The sequence below is a fragment of the Tolypothrix bouteillei VB521301 genome (assembly GCF_000760695.4).
Classification (GTDB): domain Bacteria; phylum Cyanobacteriota; class Cyanobacteriia; order Cyanobacteriales; family Nostocaceae; genus Scytonema; species Scytonema bouteillei_A.
In genome coordinates this window covers 1,673,807-1,693,094 of record NZ_JHEG04000001.1, presented here as the reverse complement: position 1 = coordinate 1,693,094, position 19,288 = coordinate 1,673,807, and the positions used below count along the sequence as shown (strand labels likewise).

The window sequence follows — 19,288 nt, the reverse complement described above, 5'->3', positions numbered from 1 at the left end:
ACTCGCCTGCAGCGCTAGACTCACCAGTCCCCTGGGCGCGAGAAACCCTTTTCCAGCACTAGACTCACCAGTCTTCCATTAGCTATTAGCTATTAGCAATTAGCCATTAGCATTCCATAAATCTTATGTCAGAACCTCGCTATGGTATTTGGGCACCTGTGGGTGGTAATTTTGGACCACTTAATAGCCCTGATGAACCAATCAACGCCAGTTACGATCGCACTCGTTCCCTTGTCCTTGAAGCGGAACGCCTCGGATTTGCCACAACCTTAGTAGCTCAGCATATTGCCAATCCTCGAAGCTTGGATTTAGATCAGCTTGAAACTTGGACAGCCGCCGCAGCTTTAGCTGACGCGACTGACAAAATAGAAATTATTGCTGCAATCAAGCCTTTGCTTTTCCATCCCGCCGTTTTAGCAAAGATGGCATTAGGTATAGATGCTATCAGTCACGGACGTTTTGCCATAAATTTGGTCAGTGCTTGGTATCGTCCGGAAATGGAACGTACAAACATTCCTTTTCCACCCCATGATGAACGCTATCGTTATTCAACCGAGTGGCTGCGAGTTGTTAAGTTGTTGTGGAGTGGAGAAAGAGTTAACTTTCAGGGCGAGTACTTTAAAATTCAAGATTTGAGCCTCCGACCTGCTCCGATTGCCAAACCTCATCCCCGTGTTTATCTTGGAGGAGCATCGGATGCAGCACAGATATTAGCTGCTCAAGAAGCAGACACGTATTTTATCAACGGTCAACCCATTGAAGATGTTCGCAAGTTCATTAAAGGAGTTCTAAGGCGATCGCGAAACTTACCAAAGCCATTACGTTTTGGTTTATCAGGGTTTGTGATTGCTCGACCAACTGAGGAAGAAGCAAAAGCTGAGTTTGACAGATTAATGGCGCTTCAAAAGCAGGAAGAACATTACCGACTGAACCTAACCAAAGGAATTGACCCCGAAGCAGTTATGTTCCAAATTTTTGCGAAAAATCCTGCTGTTGGGGGTAATGGTGGAACCGCTGCAGGGCTTGTTGGCAGTTATGACACAGTTGCAGAGAGAATTTCAGCTTTTGTTGAGATAGGTATCGAGACTTTCATGCTGCAATTCCACCCTTTTTCAAGGGAGATGAACCGATTTGCGGAGGAAATTATGCCGCGAGTCAAACATTTGCAGCTTGTAGCGTGAAAAAAGTGTGTGGTTATAAGCATAAAGATGTATCTAACTTTGGTGGCTGCTGCGGTGTACGTACAAGTCTTCTAAAGTGCATTAAAAGCGGTTTCGATCCCCCCTAACCCCCCTTAAAAAAGGGAGGAACTTAATTCCAATTCTCCCTTTTCACGATGTTTCATCTCTTTTCTAGAGATCTGTACATTACCGTAGCCGATGAATTGGGGGGAATAAAATCTTAAAGTCCCCCTTTTTAAGGGGGATTTAGGGGGATCTGTGAAACTTTGAGCCATCACCAAAAACTGTTCGGGTATCTTCTAATCAGCAAGTCACCGAAAATTAGCGGAACCATATGCCAATACCACTAAAACCTTTACCAATGCCAAGTGATAAATGACAGTTTTTAGTACTCTCAACTCACAGCAACGTCAAAACCTTTTATTACTCTTTATAGTAGGTATCTTATTTTGGGCTAGTCACAGTTCTTTAATAGCTACTTTGCCTCTTTACATTAGGGATATAGGAGGTACACCACAACAAGTCGGTTTTGTAATGGGAACGTTTGCTCTCGGGCTAATTTTGAGCCGTCCGTGGTTGGGAAATTTAGCAGACCGACGCAGTCGCAAGATAGTTGTGCTGATGGGTTTAGCGATCGCAGCCCTATCACCTCTAGGCTATTTTATTAACTCAATTCTGCTATTGCTCCCAATCAGAGCATTCCATGGAATTAGTCTTGCTTGTTATGCTCCTGGGAATAATACTCTCATTGTGGATTGGTCACCCGTGCATCAACGAGGTCAGGTCATTGGTTATATGAGTTTGAGCAATCCAATTGGTATGAGTATTGGACCTGTTATTGGTAGTTTTCTTCAAGAACAAGTAGGTTATACTCCCTTATTTCTCTTTTCCGTTGGACTGGGGTTACTGGGTTTTCTATTTGCTAGCCGAATCAAAGAACCTTCAATTCTTTATCAAAAAGAGAAACAAAATACAGATTTTACATCTCCTCATATTTCAATTGATAACCCAAAAAATCAGTTTTGGAAATTACTAGATAGTCCTCGTATCCGAATTCCCACTTTTGTATTGCTACTAATAGGTTTAATTCATGGAGCAGTCACAACATTTATCCCTTTATACCTTAAAGAAACTGAATTCAACTTAAGTGTTGGATGGTTTTATGCAGCCACAGCTGTATCCAGTTTCGGACTGCGCTGGTTCACAGGCTATGGTTCCGATCGCTACGGTCGGGGATTATTTATTACAGTCAGTTTAGTTTGTTACATTTTAGGAACAGTGTTACTTTCTCAAGCACAAAATACTCTCACCTTTTTACTAGCAGGTTTTTTTGAAGGTGCTGGTGGTGGAACATTAATTCCCTTGATGCTAGCTCTCATTTCTGACCGTTCGCATCCTCAAGAAAGAGGACGGGTGTTTTCTCTATGTGTAGGTGGTTTTGATGTAGGGCTTGCCATTGCTGGACCTGTCTTTGGTGCGTTTGCCCGACACTTAGGGTATCAAGGTATTTTTTTACTGACCCTTGGTTTTTCTTTGCTCGCTCTCACAATCTTCACAACCCTCAATGGAGAGTCTTTACACCATTCTCTGCGATTTGCTGCGGGTTTGGCACCAGATAGCTATGCTCTTGACAAAAAGTATATCAACTAACGTCTTGCAGCAAAAAAAGTTGACTTGATAAAATCCCTCACAGACAAGGTATCACACGCATGAAAACTATCTTTGCAAGGACAATCTCGATCGCAACGACAACGGCTTTTGTTTCAATAGCTTCCTGGGTAGCAACAATACCTGTTATGGCAGCATCATTCATTCCGTTTTCGTTTAAAACTAATGTCACCGCTAGTCCAATTAATGACCCTACAAGTAATTTGTTAAACGACCCTACACGAGATATCCGGTTGGACTCGGTGGTATTTAATGGAAATACGATTAGCAATTTTGAACTTGTTAACCAAGCTAAGATTCTGCAAAACGATACCTATAACCATATCAATAATGTTAATTCCCATCTATAGCAATCTTATTTGAGTCCGAATAAGGGAGACAAGGAAGAAGTGTTTGTAACTCCTACACGAACTGCTATAATGTAATGCTGCTCTTGTATAAGACTCCGACTGATACAGAAATTCTGCGATCGCTTGCTTAGTTTAGAAGAATGAGTGTAAAAATAGACACTAAAGCTTTTCTGAATACACTTGCTGCTCAAGGATAAAAATGAAAAACAGCGAATTCATTGTCAGACCATATCAGGAGCAGGATGAGGAACAAGTTATCGAGTTGTGGCATGAGTGTTGTTTAGTAGTTCCCTGGAATGACCCGAAACGGGACATTTGGCTCAAGTTACAAGTACAGCCAGAGTTGTTCCTTGTTGGTTTGATTGGTTCTCAAATTGTTGCTACCGTTATGGCGGGATATGAGGGTCATCGTGGTTGGCTCAACTACTTAGCTGTAGCACCAAAGTATCAACGACAAGGTATTGGTCGGTATATGGTAGAACAAGCAACTTCAAAACTTTTAGAGTTAAATTGTCCTAAAATCAACTTATCAATACGTACTTCTAATACAGGCGTTATTGAGTTTTATAAGCGGCTTGGTTTCAAAATAGATGATGTGGTGAGTATGGGCAAGCGACTCTAAATTTTTTATGAATATTTGATTGAGAGAGAAGATGAAGTTATCAGTGCAGTTGCAGCTCATCTGCCAGAATTTTATCCATTTTTGATATGGAGTTATCCAGTTCTCCAACTAGTCTAAACTCCAGCTATTGCTAGATTACTATTAATTTGCAGAATTAGTTGCACCTTTGAAATACACTTTCGTGGTGTCGGGGGGGCAATCTATTATGCCATTTATATAATCAGGTCGATAATTTAGAGGTGCATATCCTGGAGCGGGACCTTTACAGATAATACTCAGCATTTTCATTTGTTTATTCATAGCCGTAGGAACAACAAAGACAGCGCCAACATAGGAGCTAAGTGTTATACCCCAATTACCACCACATGCTTCCTGCCTTGCGTAGCTGTAAATACCATAAGTAGATATTTTCAAAGGAATTTCAGTAGTACTCTTCGTATAATACCCATAACATTTTTCAGTTCTAGAAAATAAAAAATTGGATTGAGATTTTGCAGATTTATCAGTAATTTTTTAAAAAAAATTGTGTTTTAAGAAGTAGGCTTCTTGAGTTTTAATCATAAATAGAATAGACTTTTCTGCTACTTTTTCATGCTGTAATTCCTCACCGGGAGAATATAAATCAACACATCTAATAAAAAGAAAGGCTAGTGGTATAATCAATAATAATTTCAGAGAATTTTTCAAAAAAATCTTGCTACAATAACGATTTATTTTGAATTTTTTCGAGCGTTGGAGGCGAGTAAATTCTTCTAAAATTATACGATGTTTGTATAAATACCTTTAGAAATTTATAGTGTTTTTCGAGCAGCTCGCGATATAAATCTATTTTTAGATGTAGTACATATTTTCCATTTGCTGTCTGGTGGCGTGCCGATCGCAAAGTTCTTGTAGGGTGTACTTTTGCAAGACTTCGTGCGCTGCTTGATTCGCTTCGAGCCAAACTTCTTGAATGGCTTCTGCTTCTGCTGTCTCGCAGGTAGAATCCACAGTAGGCAAAGCCGCGTCTACTCCTTCAATGCACTTCAAAATATCTAAAACTGTAATCTTGTTTGGATCTCGTGCCAAAACATAACCTCCCTTGGCTCCCCGCGTGCTTTTAATCAAACCTCCAGATCTTAAGGTTGCTAGCAGTTGCTCTAGATAACGATTTGGTATCTTTTGTAACGCTGCTATTTCTCGAATATGCAAAGATTCATTATTATGGTATTTCTTAGCTAATGCGACCATAGCTAAGATTGCGTATTCAGATTTGTTAGAGAGTTTCATCGTACATAGCCTGAGAATGGCTGGTCAATTTTACTTTAATCAACTCTACTGATAAGAGCAAATATTTATTTCTATTATTTCGACAAATAAAATTTATTAGTTCTTTAGCCGGAGGCGGGTACAAATTGCCTGTAACTGTATCGGTTGCCTTAAGCTTAAGCCATGTAGAGATTTTAGCCACCTGTTAATTAAAGAAATACCTTCTGTAGTAACGCTACGTTTTCCTCCATAGCTTTTACCTAAAGAACTACCTGCTTGCTTTTCAACTTTGATTGTGATAAATTCCTACCTATCCATTAAAGTACAATATATCTACAGATTTACCGTACTTAGTAAGGTGTCAGTTTAGCGACAGCAGGGCAATTCTTAACTAAATAGTCTAAGACTATTTAGTTAAGAATTGTTCATCTTTCTCTATCCCGCTTTTAGAAGACAAGTTAAAAGCGGATTTAGTATTTGTTGGTATGGGTTTGTACGAGATCTTCAAGCATTTTATCCTTCAGACTTTATCCCTCATACTTTTTTTGGCAAACAGGGGTCATTATGGCGCACTTAATTACTAGCGATCGAGAAGCAATTGAAATTGCAAAGCAAATGGTATGGGAATTAGTCCGAGGTTCTGTAGACCGAGATCGCAAGCTACCTTGTACAGAACTAGAAAGCTTTTGGAAAGCGGGCTTTTTAAACTGGAAAAACCTAATTTAGTCCAAAAATCAGTATCACCTGTTGAATATGTGTCAATTGGACCATGAAGAAAAGATATAACAGCTTTAATTCATTAGGATTTAACCGTCGCTTTTTTCTCATTACATCTGGATCGTTTGCTTTTTCCACACTATTTTCCAGCTGTCAAACACAAAATCAACCTCAAAAAATTCAGTTAAAAGCCGAAAGCAAAAATTTACAAAAAATACGAATCGGTTGGTTGAAAGGTTCTCCTTTACACATTCTAAAGTCCCAAAAGAAATTGGAAAAGCGTTTTGAGTCTGTGGGAACTTCTATTAGTTGGATTGAATTTCCAACCATACCAGTTCTCCTAGAAGCAATGAACGCTAAAACTCTCGATTACGCTCAAGGAGTGGATGCTTCATTGGTCTTTGGTCAATCTTCCAACGTACCATTTGTCTATATTTCAGCAACTCCAGCACGACCTAAAAGCTTAGCATATGTTGTCCGTGAAGATTCTTCAATTAAAAGTTTAGCAGACCTCAAAGGCAAAAAAGTTGGTTATGGTCGGGGTTGGAATCTTCATTATTTACTAGTAAAAGCCTTACAATCTAAGGGGTTGAGTATTCAGGATATTAATTCTGTTTCTATTACAACAGCAGCAGAAGGACTCGCGGCGTTTGAGTCGAGAAGTGTTGATGCACTTGCCATTTGGGACCCCTTTTATGCTAGATTGCAACGCTCATCAAAAATACGTGTTTTAACAGATGGTGAAGGACTGACATCTAATAGGGGTTTTACGATCGCTTCACCAGAATTTGCTCGAGAACGTCCCGATTTAATTAAGGCGATTCTGGAGGAATTGCAAGTAATAAGCGATTGGGCAAATAAAAACCCCAGTCAAGTGGCACAATTCTTGTCTTCGCAACTAGGAATTGAAGTTGAGTCTCTAGAAGTGATGTTGCGACGGCAAACTTTTGGTGTTTTACCTGTTGATGAAAAAATTATTGCCGAACAACAAGGAGTTGCGGATACATTTTTCAGTTTGGGTCTTATTTCAAAGCAGATTCAGGTAAAAAATGTAGTTGCAAGAAATCCTCAATGGTTACCTAAAGAATTCGCAAATCGTAATTCGTAGGTAAGACTAAAGCTCCAACATCCATAATGTTAGCGAGCCTAGCCTACCATACAATCCATCGCAAAAAGCTGAAAGATTAACAGAGAATTATTTTATGGAAATTGGTCTATTTCACCAAATGTGGGCATCTCCTGAAATTGACGACAAAGAATTTTTTGCCCAAACGGTTGAAGATGTACAACTAGCTGATACTCTCGGTTTTGAATCCTGTTCTTTTGGAGAACACCATTTTGTAAGGGCTAAAGCTTTTTACGGTCGGCTACCGGTTCCAGAGGTGTTAATTGCAAAATTAGCTGCGGAAACAACACGAATTAAACTGGGAACTGCTATCAAAATTCTCACTTTAGATAATCCTCTGCGTTTTGCAGAAGCTGTTTCTTTATTGGATTTGTTAACAGAGGGAAGAGTGATGTTTGGGCTGGGACACGGTAGCCCCGCCGATATGGAACATATGGGATTAACTCAGGCTGAAAAGCATCAACAATTCCGCAATATACTTCTTGAATTACTTGATTATCTTTCTTTGAACCGTCAAGGTCCCCAGATTACGCCTCAACCCCGTCAAGGAATGCATCAATTATTTTGGTTGGGAGTTCGCGATCGCAACACAATTGTTCTCGGTGCTCAACTCGGTCTCAATCTGCTGATTGGACAGGGAGAAGATGCAACGGCTCAAAATACTTACACCGATCTTTATCGAGAAGCGGGTGGTAAAGGATTTGTGCGCGGATTTCGACTGGTGTATGTTGGCGAAACGGACGCTGAAGCACGGAAAACCGTTGATGAAGCAGCTCGAATGTTTTTCAGTGTCAGGGAAAAACTCCCTCAATATCTTAATGCACAACGTCAGGGACGCATTCCTTATGAACCTCCCAAAGATTTACCGGATTTGCTGGGGCGAATCGAATACATTGTTGGTTCTCCCACAACGGTTGCAGAACAGCTCGAACGTTACATTTCACAAACCAAGATTGACTACTTGGGGGTTAAAATGCATGTACCGGGATTACTTAACGAAGATGTCCGAAGGTCAATGAGGCTATTTGCTCAAGAAGTTGCTCCCAAAGTGCAGCTGGCAAAGAAACTAGAGGTTATTTCGGTATGAGAACACGAGGATTGGGGGAAAAATAATTAATGATTTATCTTCCCGATCCTTCTCGTTACCCTTTCCTCTTTTGCATGTGAGAGCAATATAGTTTGCATAATATTACGTATATAAACTATTCACAAGCGTAAATTTAGGTATTGTGGGGGCTGAAAATTGGCAGAGTCACAATTGAAATCTCAACCTACAGCAGCCTCTCAGAAATGGTGGGTAATGCTTGGTGTCAGTATCGGGGTGTTAATGTCTACTCTGGATGTAGGTATTATTAACGTGGCTTTGCCGACCTTGGTTCAATTCTTTGACACAACTTTTCCCAAAGCTCAATGGGCTGTATTGAGTTACCAGTTAATCAGCTCTAGTTTGGTTTTGGGTGCAACTCGTTTGGGTGATATATGGGGTAAGAAGTATCTCTACTTGGGAGGGCTAATCCTCTTTACCCTGAGTTCGCTGTTATGTGGGATGGCTCCGGGAATTGAATGGCTCATTGGGTTTCGAGCACTTCAAGGGCTGGGTTCGTTGTTTATTTCCGGGCTTGGTCTGGCGATCGTAACAGAAGTTTTCCCTTCATCAGAACGGGGACGTGCTGTTGGTATTATCGGTAGTGTTGTATCGCTGGGCGTCGCTCTCGGTCCTTCTGTAGGAGGGCTGCTCTTGGGTCTGGCTGAATGGCACATCCTCTTCTTGATCAATGTACCTTTGGGGTTAATAGCTTGTGTCCTCGTCGCTTTCGTTGTACCGCCGTCTGAACTGTCCGAGAAAAAACAACGTTTCGATCCGTTTGGTGCTTTGTTAGCTTTGGTAACCTTAACTAATTTTGCCCTAGGTATGACCCTGGGACAAAGCCAGGGGTTTACGGCAGGTGGTACACTGTGGTTGTTGTTCCTCGCGGGAGTCGGTTTCATCAGTTTTTTGGTTGTTGAAACACTTCTCGATGAACCTCTGCTCGAACTCCACTTGTTTCGCAATACTCGCTTAAGTGTCAATTTGCTAAATAATTGGTTGGTATTTATTGTTATTACTGGTGGTTTGCTCATCACCCCCTTCTTTCTGCAACAAGTAAAGCAGTATCCCACTTTTAAAGTAGGGCTGTTGATGGCAGTATCACCTATCGTGAGTGGCTTAATTGCACCCCTAGCGGGGATGCTATCAGATCGCTTTGGTTCTCGGTTGATGTGCTTAGTTGGTCTGAGCATCATGATTGGTGCAACTCTTGCAATTAGCACCTTAAATACTGACATGACCGAAAGAGATTATATAATGCGTTATTTTCTCTATGGAACGGGGCTGGGTTTATTTCGATCGCCTAATGACAGCACCGTTATGGGTTCAGTTCCACGTGAAAGATTGGGGATTGCCTCTGGTTTGTTGTCTTTGTCACGTACCTTAGGAGTCAATGTAGGTATTTCTATTGTGGGAGCGGTGTTTGCAACCTTAACTGCAAATTCTGCTCCCGGTATTGACGTATCTGTTGCTCCACCTGAGGCTGTCGTTGCGGGATTTCAAGGAAGTTATCGCTTAGCTGCATTCCTACTGTGTGGCGCAGCAGTCATGACAGCCGTAGAGACACGCTATGGAAAGTCTTTACGTTAGCTAGTAGCGCATTTTTACTTCACCTAAAAGGAGTTGAATTATGACTGGTAAATTAGCAGGAAAAGTAGCAATTGTCACTGGAGCCTCAGCAGGAATTGGTGAAGCCACTGCTATTGCTTTAGCAAATGAAGGCGCACAAGTTGCGATCGCAGCAAGGCGTAGCGAACGGTTAAAAGCGGTAGCAGAACGGATTGAAAGTAATGGCGGTCAAGCTTTATCGATCGTTGCTGATGTGGCGGATGAAACACAGGCAAAAGATATAGTAGATAAAACAAATGCAGAACTTGGTCGAATAGATATTTTAGTCAACAATGCAGGTATTGCACTGGTAGGGGAGATTAATGGCGCAAATACCGCAGACTGGCGGCGGATGTTTGATATTAATGTCTTAGGATTAATGTACGTGACTCATGCTGCTCTACCCATATTTAAAGCACAAGGTACGGGTCACATTGTCAATATCTCCTCCGTGGCTGGTCGGACGGTACGAGCAGGAGTTGGGGCATATAATGTGAGTAAATGGGGTGTAAATGCCTTTTCAGAAGCTTTGCGCCAAGAAGTTCACAAAGACAATATCCGCGTAACCATTGTTGAACCCGGTATGGTAAACACGGAAATTAACGATTTGATTACCGATCCCATTGCCAAACAGCGCAGCGAAGAACGACGGAGATCGATTACTCCTTTAGAAAGTGAAGATATTGCTGCAGCGATCGTGTATGCTGTGACTCAACCGCAACGAGTTAGCGTTAACGAAATTCTCATTCGACCCACCGATCAAGGATGGTAAAGCGAACTAGCCGTCACGAGTGAACTTCTTGCACAAGTTTTTAATTCCATCCCGAAACCGCACTTTTGAGCATTAGATAATTTTTGGCTTATGCAAGAAGTCAAATATAGCAGTTCTAAATGAAATATAAGAATAAGACTGCTAATGGCTAATGGCTAATAGCTAATGGTCAAAAAGCTATTAGCCATTAGCTATTAGCTATTAGCAATCCAAATTTTTTACAAATGATTTAGGATTGCTATATATAACTGGAAAAAAATAGAATTTTAGAAGCATGGATGCTGTGATTTTTGATATGGATGGTACCTTGTTGGATACCGAGCCACTGATGGATGTTTTTTTGATAAAGTCTTGTCGTTCTCTTGGTTTTGATTTAACACAAAGTATCTTAGAACAGTTTAGAGGTTGTACTAGTCAGGCATTCTGGGCTTATCTTGTCCGGGAATTTAACTTAACTCAGCCAGTAGAGGAGTATGTCTTCCAAGAAAAGTACGCTTTTTCAGAAGAACTGAAAAATAATCCAACTCTTGCTCTTATTGAAGGAGTTGAAGCTTTGATTGAGGAACTTTTAAAATTTGAAGTTCCGTTAGCGATCGCATCTTCAGCTTCTAGATTACGTATTGATACAATTGTAGAACGATTCAGAATGGAAACCAAATTTCGTGTAAAAATTTCTGGTGAAGATGTTGAGCGAGGCAAACCGGAACCCGATATTTTTTTATTAACAGCTGAAAAACTCAACGTCGATCCAAGTCGTTGTATTGTTATTGAAGATTCTGAAAATGGTGTAAAAGCTGCTAAAAAAGCTGGGATGAAATGTGTGGCATTTTCAGGTTTAGAGCATAACAAGCAAAATTTATCAAGCGCTGATTTAATTGTGACGGCTTATTCAAATTTAAACTTTCAAGTATTACAAAGCTTGTTTGAAATGGAAGAAAAATACTAAATTTTAATGTTCATACATAGGGTCATCTTTAGGGAGCATCCCAATTTGGAAAAAATACGCTTTGCGGTTGAAATCACGCCTACACAAACGAAGTCCGCAAGGCAAGGACTCATTTAAAGCCTGCGCAGGCAGGCTTCGTTTGTATAGCTCCAGAATTCTATTCTGAGGGCAATTGGTAAATTTAGGATGCTCCCAATTTTAATGGGACAGACCGCTAATCACTGTCAACAGTTTGCCGAACTAAAGACGCGATCGCATTCTCGATCCGTTCCCATCCCGTTGGGGAACTAAAGTCAATTCCCAAGAATGTGTTGCTGACTTTGGTTCGCAAAACAAGATAAACGATTCCAGCAATCAATACTGCAGCAATCGCAGGAATATCTTTATCTGGGGGGAAAGAACATTTTTGTTTGAGAAATTCCAAACTCTCAGTGGCTACCCGATCTCGTACTGTTGCTAACTCGTGGGTTAACTCATTACCTTCGAGTAACTCCCAGCGCATAATTTCTTGCGTAATGGGTCGTGTTTGCAAGTCATCTAAAAAATGGGTTAAAAATAAAACCATCCAATCCGCTAGGAACTCAGTATCGATATCCGTTTCATTCCCAACTAATTCTTCAACTGTAATCCAGTAGTTACCCTCCCTACCAAAAGTTTGCAACAGGGAAGGGAGGTTCTCAAAATATCGATAAATCAAGACTTTATCAACCCCTGCTTCACGGGCGATCGCATTCACCCCCAATTGCTTAAAGCCTGATTCTGCCAGGAGTTTACCAACTGCTGCTAAAATTCTTGCCTTTGTTTCTTCTTTATCGCGAGCCATGAATCGTTCTCATCTACTTGTCACCAGATGGTGACTATGTTACCTTGTCACTAAGCAGTGACTTAAAAGATTCAAGATGAAAAAGATTTTGTTTGAGTTAGAAGTGTATCCCTTCCACATTGATTTCATAGGACACGTAAACAACAACATCTATATTCAGTGGATGGAAATTGGGAGGATAAAACTGCTTGAAGCCGTGGGAATGCCACTACAAGCAATCTCCCAGCAAGGGTTTGTTCCGGTGCTAGTTCAAACTAACATCACCTATAAATCCCCGTTTTATTTGGGCGATCGCGTGCGGGTGGAGATGTGGATTTCTGAATTAAAAAATGCATCTGCTATTATGCAATTCCGCTTTTATAAAGAACAGGAAACGCTAGCTGCAGAGGGTTGGCAAAAAGGATTATTTGTAGACAGAGACACAATGCGTCCAAGACGCTTGTCTCCAGAGGAGCGCTCTTTGTTCATACCTTATACGCATTCAACAATAGAGACTGAATCCAGCCATTCGTTAATTAGTGTGTCTTGACAGTGGCGATCGTTTGGCTCTTGTTTGATTTAGGCGGGGGTACCTATCGATCGGTAACGTTGGATTTAGAGTTAACCCTACCTAAAGTTACACCTAATTGTATGCCAAGCATACCAACTATCATACTAGCTAACAAATAGAGTACAGCTACTGTTGTATTGCCTTTATCTATTTCAGTAAACGTCTCTAGCCCGTAAGTCGAAAAAGTGGTATAGGCACCACAAAATCCAGTTGCGAACATTAACCGAATTTCAGGTGAAAGGTTTTTTAACTTTTCTTCGTTTAAAGTGTAAAACAAAGCAATCAGAAAACAGCCCGTTACATTAATAAAAAACGTGCCATAGTAGGAAAAATCTTTCCCAATCAATGCTTTGGTATATTCAGTTATAAAGTATCGTCCTAACGCACCAGGAATAGCACCTAAAGCGATCGCTATTACAGTACGGATAAAAGTATTTTGCATTATCAACAATTTCCTTGGCAAGTTAATTGATTGGAAAGCGACTGGTGTTTTGGTTTGAGTGAATAGCTATTGTCCCAAAATTACATTTGCGAAATAACGCCCCAATACAATAGCAATTACTGCTAAAATTGCACTGCCTGCCCAGTAAAGAATGGTGGCTCCCTGCTTGCCATTGCGCCATAATGTCAATGTATCGTATCCGTAAGTAGAGAAGGTTGTATAGGCACCACAAAAACCAGTTCTTACCAGCAAATCTATCTCAGATGGAAATCCTTTAATTCCCTGAAATAAAGTGAAGAAAAAGCCCATAAGCAAACAACCTGTGAAGTTGATGATAAAAGTACCGTAAGGAAAGTTAGTACCTATGGTTCTTTTACAAAATTCAGTGAGATAATAGCGGCTCAAAGCACCAGGAATGGCACCGATAGCGATCGCAAGCATACCGAATACAGTAACATTTTGCAGCAATTCACATACTCCTTAGCTAATTACATTCAGCAAGAGAAAATTTAATTTTTCAGAGTAAAAACTTATATAAATTTAGTGTAATAGGAGACTTCTGCAAAGTCTAATGCTTTCCTGGCGTCATTTTTATAACTTTTAAGTATATCGGGTGAGAACTTTCAGTATTACTCCCTTCTAACCATAAAACTTACTTAATGACTTATACAGGTTAATGTTGTGTATTCTTTATTATAAGGCATCATTCCATTTCTAAAAATGAAGACTTTAGAGCACAAAGTAAGTGGATTTACGTAAAGAAATACGAAGACAGAAGGCACTTATGTTCGTTTAGAAGTGAATTGGTAACCCCTCCTAAACGGTAGCCACTGAACTGAGTTCAGTCGGGGTCTTAAACTGAAGTGCCGTATCTCAAGAGCCAAGACGCCAAGCGCAAAGCGCACGCTCCGCATTGCCGCAGGCTATGCCTGTAAGGGCTGTACGGTCACGGGGAAGGGTAGGAATCAGAATTCTCGTGTCATAGCCAGCTGCCTCCTGCCCTCTGCCTTTCCCGATAAAAAAGACATTGGGGATTGATTTCTCTATCCTCAGTTCCTGCGGTCCCCAGTCTTTATTTTGACCGATATCAAAGTTGTAATATGTTTTTTCTATAAAGATCGGTATTTACATCCTGGTTATACCAATTTTTCATGTTTCTCTAACTAGAAGTACTGAATTGCTGGAAACAACAGATGATTACACTGACACCATATTCATAACTTCAAGTTCAGTTCCAAGTTGATGTTAAATAACCTTAATTAGGGCAGATATATCCTTGTACTTATGTTATTGAGGTGTACAAATTTTTACGTTAAGTCTGTTGTGACGGCAAAGGCGAGTTCTGTTGTAGTGTTACCCGTATTTCTAACAACTTTTGGATGTAAACGTAATACGTTTGTATAAAGCAGAGATGAAGATGACTAGCATTCTTTTTGTCGATCCATCTGTAAATCACTACGAAGTTTTACTGAGAAGTGTTCTAGCAGGAATCAAAGCCATTGTTCTTGACCCGGCTCAAGATGGAGTAGCACAAATTACCCACGTACTTTCTCAACATAGAGAGGTAGAAAATGTTCATATTGTTTCTCATGGCTCTTCAGGAACACTCTATCTGGGTAACAGCGAACTTAGTCTCAGTACTCTGAAACTTTACACCAATAAACTCAAGAATTGGTTTTTTTCAGATTCTTATCTCTGTTGTTCTCAATCTCCCACCCTTTATCTTTATGGCTGTCATGTAGCAGCTGGGGATGCTGGAGCAGAATTCATCACTAAGCTACATCACCTAACTGGAGCAAATGTAGCAGCCTCCGCTAATCTAACTGGTAACGCGGTTTTGGGAGGTGATTGGAACTTAGAAGTCAGTATAGGTAGTATTTCCAATCAATTACTGGCATTCCCTAGCGAGGTAATGACAGCTTATCCATCTGTACTCGTTGCTCCTACCCTCAATGATACTGATATCACTCTGGCTTCAATCAATAACAATGCAGGGCAGCCAGTCGGTTCAGTTGGTACGCCAATCTTTTCTATAGTTAGTCTTGGTGGTAATGTCACTGACCCAGATAGCGGTACTACAGGGATTGCCATTACGAATGCTAATACGACTAACGGCAATTTGTTTTACACCATTAATAATGGCGTTACTTGGACACCCTTGGGACTGGTGTCTGACGACAATGCCCGTTTATTAGCGTCAGATGCCCTCACTCGCATTTACTACCAGCCTAATGCCAACTCTAGTGGCACCGTCAATGATTTATTTACCTTTCGTGCTTGGGATCAAACTGCTGGTAGTGGGACTAACGGCAATATAGCTAATACCACTGTTAACGGTGGTGCGACTGCTTTTAGTAGTGAGACTGATGTTGCTGCTATTACTGTTAATGCTGTTAACAATGCGCCTACTCTCACTAACACAAACGTCACTCTACTTGCTGTTAACGAAGATCCAGGTGAACCGACAGGGCAAGTTGGTACACTCGTTTCTAACCTAGTTAGCCTTGGTACCAATGTCACCGATCCAGACCTTAATGCAGTGACAGGTATTGCTGTTACAGGTACCAATACAACCAACGGCACTTGGTTTTATAGCATTGATGATGGCAATAGCTGGGCAAATTTAGGGGCTGTATCTAACACCGAAGCTCGCTTATTAGCTGCCGATAGCGGTACGCGTATTTACTTCCAACCCAGTCTTAATTTTAACGGTTCTGTTAGCCCTGCTTTGACCTTCCGTGCATGGGATCAAACAGGTACTCTGAATAATGAAAGCATTAATGGTACTGTTGGAAACACGACTATTAGTGGTGGTGCAACTTCCTTTAGCAGTACGTCTGCTAATGCTGTCATTACCGTTAATCCTGTTAATGATGCTCCTACCCTCAGTGAAGCCCAAGTTACTTTTCTTGCCATTAACAATAATATAGGTGTACCTGTAGGAGCAGTTGGGACTCTTGTTTCCTCCTTAGCCCGCCTTGGTGATAACGTTATCGATCCTGACGTTAATGCATTTACAGGGATTGCCGTTACGAATGCTGATAATACCAACGGCATTTGGTTCTACACTTCTGATAACGGTAGTAACTGGATACCTTTGGGATTGGTATCCGAAACTAACGCTCGTTTATTGGCTGCTAATGCTAGTACCCGCCTCTACTTTCTGCCAAATGCAGGCTTTAACGGCACTATTGATAATGTCTTAACCTTCCGTGCTTGGGACCAGACCGTTGGTACTAATGGTGGTAGTGCAGATACAACAGCCCCTCTCGTGGATATCACGACTAGTGCCTTCAGTAGTACTACTAACTCTGCCACAATTACCGTGAATGCTGGTAATAATGCTCCTATTCTGAGCGATACCAATATTTCCTTAAGTATTAATGAAAATCTAGGTTCACCTACAGGGGCTGTTGGCACTCTTGTTTCTTCTTTAGTTGTTATCGGTACTAATGTTACCGATCCAGATCTCAATGCTATAACGGGTGTTGCCATCACAGGTGCTAACACAACTAATGGAAATTGGTTCTACAGCACGAATAATGGTGATAGCTGGCTCCCTTTAGGAGCTGTCTCCAACACTGATGCTCGCTTGCTCGCTGCTGATGGAAGTACACGCCTTTACTTCCAGCCTAACGCTAACTTTAACGGTACCATCAACGATGCACTCACTATCCGTGCTTGGGATCAAACGAGTGGAACTAACGGCAACACTGCGATCGCTAGTGTTACTGGTGGTGCAACTGCATTCAGCAGTACAACTGATACTGTCTCAATCACTGTTAATGGTGTTAATGATGCTCCTGTCCTGTTAGACACAAACGTTACTCTCACTACCGTTAGTCAAAATGCAGGTACACCTGTAGGGGCTGTTGGAACTCTTGTTTCCTCGTTAGTTAGGCTTGGTATTAATGGTAATGTCACTGATTCAGACAGCAGCGTAACAGGTATTGCGATCGTGGGTGCTAATTCTACTAACGGTAACTTTTTTTATACCATTGATAATGGTAGTAATTGGATACCTTTAGGTGTCGTTTCTGACACAAATGCTCGGTTGATAGCAGCCGATCCTAACACGCGCATTTACTTCCAGCCCAATGCCAATTTCACTGGTACCATTGACAGTGTTTTAACCTTCCGTGCTTGGGATCAAAGCACTGGCATCAACGGCGGTACTGCAAACACCACTGTCAACGGCAGTAATACAGCTTTTAGTACTGCGACTGATACTGCAACAATTACCGTTAATACTATCAACAATGCTCCTATCCTGAGTGACATTAATATTACGCTCAGCTCAGTTAATCAAAATGCAGGCGCACCTACAGGGGCAATTGGTACTCTCGTTTCCTCGTTAGTTAGTCTTGGTAATAATGTTACCGATTCCGATCAAAATGCACTCACAGGTATTGCCATTACAGATGCAAATACTGCTGATGGCAGCGTCTTTTACAGTATTGATAATGGTAGTAACTGGGTACCTTTGGGGTCTGTATCTAACACTAACGCTCGTCTATTAGCAGCTAATCCCAACACCCGCATTTACTTCCAGCCCAAAGCCAATGTCACTGGCAGCATTAATAATGTTTTAACCTTCCGTGCTTGGGATCAAACAAGCGGTGCAAATGGTAACGTTGCAGATACAACTGCCAACGGAGGTATTACAAGCTTTAGCAGTGCAACTGACACAGCGGCTATTACCATTAATAATAGCAATAACACTAACAACAACACTGGCAACAACACTGGCAACAACACTGGCAACAACACTGGCAACAACACTGGCAACAACACTAGCAACAATGCTTTTGCCCTGAGACTATTATCTAACAATATTTTCCAGCTAGAAGGCCCTTCTAATGGCGATCGACCAAAACTGGAAGTTGCTCTCGCCGGACGCAATTCTCAGACGGTCAATGAAATAGGTGTTTTTCTTGTTGATGATGACCAAGGAAGAATTAATGGCATTGCTCCTGGCGGAGATAATTATGCCCAAGCTGCGCTTTCAAGAGCTAGCACTGTTTTCTCTACGATCGCTAAAGTTCCTAATGGATTTAGCACTGATTTGAGAAGATTACTAGAATTCAATTCAGGGTCGCGCTTGCAATTCTTCTTTGTTAAGAATAGTAGTGTTGATGCCGTGCAAGCTGGTTTAACCCCTCTCAGTGAGGTACTTTTTGCTAATTCTTCAAACCAAAAAGTTGTGGATTCTGGCAATGGCGAGTTTAGACTGTCTTGGAACAGTGGCTCGAATAGCGGAGCATCTAACTTTCAAGATCTGGAAGTAAAAATCAAGGCAACAAATCAGGCGTTACCTTTAGGTACTGGGATTCAAGGAAATTCTTTTGGAGAAATCATTGATTTGCGTAATGTATCTACTCAGGTTAAGGCAGACTTTGTTGTCAACAGAGAAGCACGTTTTGACAACGTGATTGGATTTTACCGAATAGCTGATGTGAATGGTGGTATTGATACAGATGGCAATGGGACTATAGATTTCCGTCCTGGCGATGTCGGTTATACTCAAGCTGCAGTGAGAGGACGTGTTGCAGGAATTGACCTAACAACAAGCAATCAACAGACTGCTACATTCACAGGCAATCTTAGCCCTGGTTCTCTCTTTGCACCGTTCATGATTGTGAATGGTAACCTGGAGGCAGTTTTAGATGCTAACTCAAGCAATGACCCTGCCGTATATTTCCCCTTCTTAGGAGCTAACACTGATAAAGTCGATCATATTCGCTTGTTAGGCGATAACACCTTTGGCTTTGAGGATTTAGCTAATAACGGCGATCGCGATTACAATGACCTGATTGTCAGAGTTAATTTGAGTATTGCTTGATGTTTGAAATTGCCAACTAGTGGTTTGTCACATACAGCAGTTGTTGCCTAAATGAATCATACCGTTTGTAAGGAAGGCGTCGCGCTCTTACAAACGGTATGGTTTATTGAAAGACAATTTGGAGCAAATGAAAAGCTACAGATTTTTTAATAAAATCGCCAAAGTTTTCGCTTGCCACTTATCTTGTAATAGAATACACAATGAAAATTAAGTACTCTAAGAATTAGATCTTTATACTATTGATAGAAAATATATTTGTGAGTTTGATGATAAATTTACGATTTAATGTGCAACAAAAAGATATAT

At 41.0% G+C, this 19,288-nt stretch carries 16 protein-coding genes; 12 read left to right on the top strand and 4 right to left on the bottom strand.

What is annotated here, in order from left to right; genetic code table 11:
* The first annotated feature begins 125 nt into the window (after nucleotides 1–125).
* The 4 genes from HC643_RS06800 (at nucleotide 126) to HC643_RS06785 (ending at nucleotide 3,821) form a co-directional block, all read left to right on the top strand.
* On the top strand, nucleotides 126–1,181 hold the full coding sequence (locus HC643_RS06800) for an LLM class flavin-dependent oxidoreductase (RefSeq protein ID WP_038088304.1): 1,056 nt from the start codon (nucleotides 126–128) through the stop codon (nucleotides 1,179–1,181).
* Nucleotides 1,182–1,556: 375 nt separating this feature from the next.
* Nucleotides 1,557–2,831, top strand: coding sequence for an MFS transporter (locus HC643_RS06795; RefSeq protein ID WP_038088308.1), 1,275 nt, complete (start codon nucleotides 1,557–1,559; stop codon nucleotides 2,829–2,831).
* Nucleotides 2,832–2,890: 59 nt separating this feature from the next.
* Nucleotides 2,891–3,199, top strand: a complete 309-nt coding sequence (locus tag HC643_RS06790) for a hypothetical protein (RefSeq protein ID WP_137986465.1) — start codon at nucleotides 2,891–2,893, stop codon at nucleotides 3,197–3,199.
* A 199-nt stretch (nucleotides 3,200–3,398) separates the two neighbouring features.
* Nucleotides 3,399–3,821 (top strand): GNAT family acetyltransferase, encoded by a 423-nt coding sequence (locus HC643_RS06785; RefSeq protein ID WP_038088313.1) that lies wholly within the window; start codon nucleotides 3,399–3,401, stop codon nucleotides 3,819–3,821.
* A gap of 831 nt (nucleotides 3,822–4,652) precedes the next feature.
* On the opposite strand, the gene HC643_RS06780 is transcribed toward HC643_RS06785, so the two are convergent.
* Nucleotides 4,653–5,090: an RrF2 family transcriptional regulator gene (locus HC643_RS06780; protein WP_038088316.1), complete on the bottom strand. Its 438-nt coding sequence runs from the start codon at nucleotides 5,088–5,090 to the stop codon at nucleotides 4,653–4,655.
* 543 nt (nucleotides 5,091–5,633) lie between these two features.
* Here HC643_RS06780 and HC643_RS06775 point away from each other — a divergent pair.
* The 6 genes from HC643_RS06775 (at nucleotide 5,634) to HC643_RS06750 (ending at nucleotide 11,325) form a co-directional block, all read left to right on the top strand.
* Nucleotides 5,634–5,795, top strand: a complete 162-nt coding sequence (locus tag HC643_RS06775) for a hypothetical protein (protein ID WP_153021523.1) — start codon at nucleotides 5,634–5,636, stop codon at nucleotides 5,793–5,795.
* Nucleotides 5,796–5,838: 43 nt separating this feature from the next.
* Nucleotides 5,839–6,894, top strand: a complete 1,056-nt coding sequence (locus HC643_RS06770; protein WP_050046338.1) for an aliphatic sulfonate ABC transporter substrate-binding protein — start codon at nucleotides 5,839–5,841, stop codon at nucleotides 6,892–6,894.
* A gap of 94 nt (nucleotides 6,895–6,988) precedes the next feature.
* Nucleotides 6,989–7,999: an LLM class flavin-dependent oxidoreductase gene (locus HC643_RS06765; RefSeq protein WP_038088319.1), complete on the top strand. Its 1,011-nt coding sequence runs from the start codon at nucleotides 6,989–6,991 to the stop codon at nucleotides 7,997–7,999.
* A 156-nt stretch (nucleotides 8,000–8,155) separates the two neighbouring features.
* Nucleotides 8,156–9,589: a DHA2 family efflux MFS transporter permease subunit gene (locus HC643_RS06760; RefSeq protein ID WP_038088323.1), complete on the top strand. Its 1,434-nt coding sequence runs from the start codon at nucleotides 8,156–8,158 to the stop codon at nucleotides 9,587–9,589.
* A gap of 40 nt (nucleotides 9,590–9,629) precedes the next feature.
* Nucleotides 9,630–10,379, top strand: coding sequence for an SDR family NAD(P)-dependent oxidoreductase (locus HC643_RS06755; protein ID WP_038088326.1), 750 nt, complete (start codon nucleotides 9,630–9,632; stop codon nucleotides 10,377–10,379).
* A 274-nt stretch (nucleotides 10,380–10,653) separates the two neighbouring features.
* Nucleotides 10,654–11,325, top strand: coding sequence for an HAD family hydrolase (locus tag HC643_RS06750; RefSeq protein ID WP_038088329.1), 672 nt, complete (start codon nucleotides 10,654–10,656; stop codon nucleotides 11,323–11,325).
* A gap of 214 nt (nucleotides 11,326–11,539) precedes the next feature.
* Here the strand turns inward: HC643_RS06750 and HC643_RS06745 are convergent, their stop codons facing one another.
* Entirely contained in the window at nucleotides 11,540–12,148 is a 609-nt protein-coding gene (locus tag HC643_RS06745) for a TetR/AcrR family transcriptional regulator (protein ID WP_038088332.1), read from the bottom strand.
* A 76-nt stretch (nucleotides 12,149–12,224) separates the two neighbouring features.
* On the opposite strand from HC643_RS06745, the gene HC643_RS06740 reads away from it, so the two are divergent.
* Complete coding sequence (locus tag HC643_RS06740) at nucleotides 12,225–12,677, top strand: acyl-CoA thioesterase (RefSeq protein WP_038088336.1); 453 nt, start codon at nucleotides 12,225–12,227, stop codon at nucleotides 12,675–12,677.
* Between the two features lie 43 nt (nucleotides 12,678–12,720).
* On the opposite strand, the gene crcB (HC643_RS06735) is transcribed toward HC643_RS06740, so the two are convergent.
* Both crcB (HC643_RS06735) and crcB (HC643_RS06730) read right to left on the bottom strand, forming a co-directional pair.
* Entirely contained in the window at nucleotides 12,721–13,140 is a 420-nt protein-coding gene (gene crcB, locus HC643_RS06735; protein WP_038088339.1) for a fluoride efflux transporter CrcB, read from the bottom strand.
* A 66-nt stretch (nucleotides 13,141–13,206) separates the two neighbouring features.
* Complete coding sequence (gene crcB, locus HC643_RS06730) at nucleotides 13,207–13,608, bottom strand: fluoride efflux transporter CrcB (protein WP_038088343.1); 402 nt, start codon at nucleotides 13,606–13,608, stop codon at nucleotides 13,207–13,209.
* A 949-nt stretch (nucleotides 13,609–14,557) separates the two neighbouring features.
* Here crcB (HC643_RS06730) and HC643_RS06725 point away from each other — a divergent pair.
* Complete coding sequence (locus HC643_RS06725; RefSeq protein WP_050046340.1) at nucleotides 14,558–18,982, top strand: DUF4347 domain-containing protein; 4,425 nt, start codon at nucleotides 14,558–14,560, stop codon at nucleotides 18,980–18,982.
* The last annotated feature ends 306 nt before the right edge of the window (nucleotides 18,983–19,288 follow it).